This is a genomic window from Salidesulfovibrio brasiliensis JCM 12178, assembly GCF_001311825.1.
In the GTDB taxonomy this organism is placed as follows: domain Bacteria; phylum Desulfobacterota; class Desulfovibrionia; order Desulfovibrionales; family Desulfovibrionaceae; genus Pseudodesulfovibrio; species Pseudodesulfovibrio brasiliensis.
Window position 1 is genome coordinate 1 of the sequence record NZ_BBCB01000146.1, and the last position, 3,205, is coordinate 3,205.

The 3,205-nt window shown below is 60.4% G+C and carries 4 protein-coding genes; all 4 read right to left on the reverse strand.

Going from position 1 to position 3,205, the window contains the following annotated elements:
- Positions 1 to 52 precede the first annotated feature (52 nt).
- Positions 53 to 706, reverse strand: coding sequence for a class I SAM-dependent methyltransferase (locus JCM12178_RS17130; protein ID WP_054653177.1), 654 nt, complete (start codon positions 704 to 706; stop codon positions 53 to 55).
- Positions 707 to 751: 45 nt separating this feature from the next.
- Positions 752 to 1,537, reverse strand: coding sequence for a polysaccharide deacetylase family protein (locus JCM12178_RS17135; RefSeq protein ID WP_054653179.1), 786 nt, complete (start codon positions 1,535 to 1,537; stop codon positions 752 to 754).
- A gap of 39 nt (positions 1,538 to 1,576) precedes the next feature.
- Positions 1,577 to 2,425 (reverse strand): bifunctional methylenetetrahydrofolate dehydrogenase/methenyltetrahydrofolate cyclohydrolase FolD, encoded by an 849-nt coding sequence (gene folD / locus JCM12178_RS17140; protein ID WP_054653181.1) that lies wholly within the window; start codon positions 2,423 to 2,425, stop codon positions 1,577 to 1,579.
- Between the two features lie 96 nt (positions 2,426 to 2,521).
- A complete protein-coding gene (locus tag JCM12178_RS17145; RefSeq protein ID WP_054653183.1) occupies positions 2,522 to 2,920 on the reverse strand; it encodes a hypothetical protein in 399 nt (132 codons plus the stop codon).
- Between the last annotated feature and the right edge of the window lie 285 nt (positions 2,921 to 3,205).

The window sequence follows — 3,205 nt, forward strand, 5'->3', positions numbered from 1 at the left end:
TCAGAACCTTTCCCGAAAGGTTCTGAGCCCCCGGAGGGCCGCCGGAGGCATCTCAGACCCTGAAACAAGTCAGGCGCAGCGTATCGGTCATGACCAGTGCGGCATCTCCGGCGCGATCGCCGAGGAAAGTGCGCATGGCCTGCCGTTTGGTCTCGTCTTCGGGGTGATTGTAATACTCGAAGGCGTAGCGGGCAGCGTCTTCGAAGCCCTTGAAGACCCATTCGGTCATGAAATCCTCGTCCCCGGAACGTGACAGAGCGGTCTGCTCCAGCGCGTTTACGGCGGCTTCCAGCCGATGATCTTCGCTTTCAAAGATGTTGCAGAACCGCTGGACCTCGCTCTCGGGTTTCGGTTCCAGCACGAGGATGCGTCCGCCGGATCGGGTAACGCGCGCCGCTTCGTCGAGCGCGCCGGACGGGTCGGGGTGGTGATGCAGGGAGAGCGTGAAGAGGACCACGTCAAAGGTCTTGTCTACAAAGGGCAGGGCCATGCCTGATGCGCAGGCGAAGCGGGCGTCGGGAACTGTCCGACACGCTCCGGCAGCGCAGGCGGCATCCGGTTCGATACCTACCGCGAGTTTTGGCGCGTGGGCGTACATGGCGGTGACGCGACCGTTGCCGCAGCCAATTTCGAGAACGCGGGCGCCTGAGAAATCTGCCCGCTCCATGAGCTTCTGTCGTGTAATGCGGTTTTCGTCCTGAATCATGCCGAGGTGATAGCACCGGCTTGCGGTGCGCGGCAACGACCCGGATCAGTCGGAATTGGCGAGGAGCTCTGCAAACCCGAGGGACGGTATGCCAGCGCGGTTCAGCGCGGCTAATAGTTCGTCGAGAAACACGAGCGAGTGCCGGTTCATGCGCTGATGGTGCAGCATGACGCCGCAGTATCCGGTTCGCACGGCCTCGCCCAGTTCCGCCAGCAGTGCGGCGCGTCCGGCCTCGGGCGATGCTTCGGTGCGGGTGTGCAGGTCGACGTTGATGAAGAGGTCCGGCAATTCCTTGGGAAGGGGCACCTTTCGCTGCTCGCCGTTGGAGCGTGAGACGTTTCGGTACCCCAATCCGAGAAGAATCTCCCCGGTCTCGGTGTCGAAGCGGTTCCATGGCGGGGTGAAGCGAGGCTCGAAGCGGCGGCCGAGCATGGCCGAGAGCTTGTCGCGGCCCTTTCGGAGGTCGTCTTGCTTGGCCTCCTTGGTCCGGTCAGTGCCGAACTCGCCCTTCTTGCCGCTTTGCTGATGGTTTGCGTGTCGCCAGCCGTGCTGGTGGAAGCGAAAAATCGAAGCTTCGGGGCACTGCCGGAGCAGTTCCGCGGCATGGTCGTGCCGCAGCCATGCCGGGGTCACGGCCATCTCCAGCACGGCCTCGTGCTCCCGAAAGGGGTCAATCATGGCCGAAAACAGTTTCGAGGGCACGGCGATGTCGTCTGCGCGGAAGAAGATCCGCATGCCCTTGGGCGCACGGGCCAGCACCGCGTCCAGCGACGCGGAAAGCTCGGGGAACGGTTCGTTCCAGAGTGCGGATATGCCGGGCCTGATTATCATGGCAAAAAAAGGGAGGCCCGAAGGCCTCCCGGAGAATCGTTATGCACCCACGTGTTCGCGGTAAGCCTGCACCGTGTTCACCAGAAGCTGGGCGATGGTCATGGGACCGACACCGCCGGGAACCGGGGTGATGGCCGAGACCTTGTCCTTGACGGCCTCGAAGTCGCAGTCGCCGCACAGTCCTTCGTCGGTGCGGTTGATGCCCACGTCGATGACCACCGCGCCTTCCTTGACCATGTCGGCGGTCAGAAACTTGGGGCGGCCCAATGCGGCCACGATGATGTCCGCGTCGCGGCATTCGCGGGCAAGATCCTTGGTGCGGGAGTGGGTGATGACCGGGGTGGCGTTTTTGGCGAGCATCATCAGCGCCTGCGGCTTGCCCACGATGTTGGAACGGCCGATGATGACGCACTTCTTGCCGGAGGGGTCGATGTCGTAGCGTTCCAGCAGATTCATGACGCCAGCGGGCGTACAGGAGCGGAAACCGGGCAGGCCGAGGGTCAGCTTGCCCACGCTGATCGGGTGGAAGCCGTCCACGTCCTTTCCGGGGTCGATCAGCTCAAGACAACGCTGGCTGTCCAGTCCCCTGGGCAGCGGAAGCTGCAGCAGGATGCCGTCCACCGAGCCGTCGGCGTTGAGCTTTTCGATCAGCGCTTCAAGGTCCTCCTGAGAGGTATCAGCGGGCAGTTTGTGCGGCACGGAAACAATGCCGACATTCTCACAGGCTTTTTCCTTGTTACGCACATAAACCTGCGATGCAGGGTCTTCGCCCACCAGAATCACGGCCAGTCCGGGAGCGCGGCCGTGCTTGGGCGCGAGCGTTTCCACCTCTGCCTTCAGTTCCTCGCGAATGGTTTTCGCGGTTTCCTTGCCGTCAAGAAGAATCATGATCTGCAATCCCCTGCTTGGATGACGTGTATAAAGAACAAATGAAGAAAAGGCCGCTTCGCACGAAGCGGCCCGTTTCGTCAAGTTTTGCTCTGTTTACTGCTTCTTGTACGTTGTCATATGCACGCGAGGCATGTCGCCAGCCTCCATGTAGTAGAGCACCATGGTACCGTCCGGTAGCAGGTTGCCCTGCGCCTGTCCGTCGTGGTACTCCTGAATAAGCAGGCGGCCGTCATGCGTGACTGCTCCACTGAATTCCTCGGAGTGCTTTTCTCCCTTGTATGTCCAGTGCTTGACGCCGTAGAACAGTGAACCTTCCTGATCCTTGATCTCAATGTATGCGTCGTGACCCTTGCGAGTCTCGTACCCTTTGCCCTTGACATACATTTCGATGGTCTCGATGCGCCAGATGCCCTTAAGCATGCCGTCGGCAACTGCCGGAGCAGCGGCCAGCATGAAAGACACCACCAACAGGAACGCGATAATCCGTTTCATTCTTTCCCTCCTTGATCCTTTCTGCCCGCCCAAAGAATGGGGGAGCTTAGCTTTTTTGCCCATACCCCGATCGGGCGGAAAAATCTTGTATTCTTTTCCCGAGAAAAGCAGCCTCTATCCCAGCCCAATTCAATGGAACAGCGGATTTGTTTTCAATTGGTTTTCCGCGGGCGGGCCGGTGGGACGGGATCTTTGTTTGATACGCTGCCGCTGGGTGCGGTACCGGGAGATCGCCCGCGGGCATGCCGATTCATACAGGTCTCTTGATTTCTTAAGAGAGGGTTT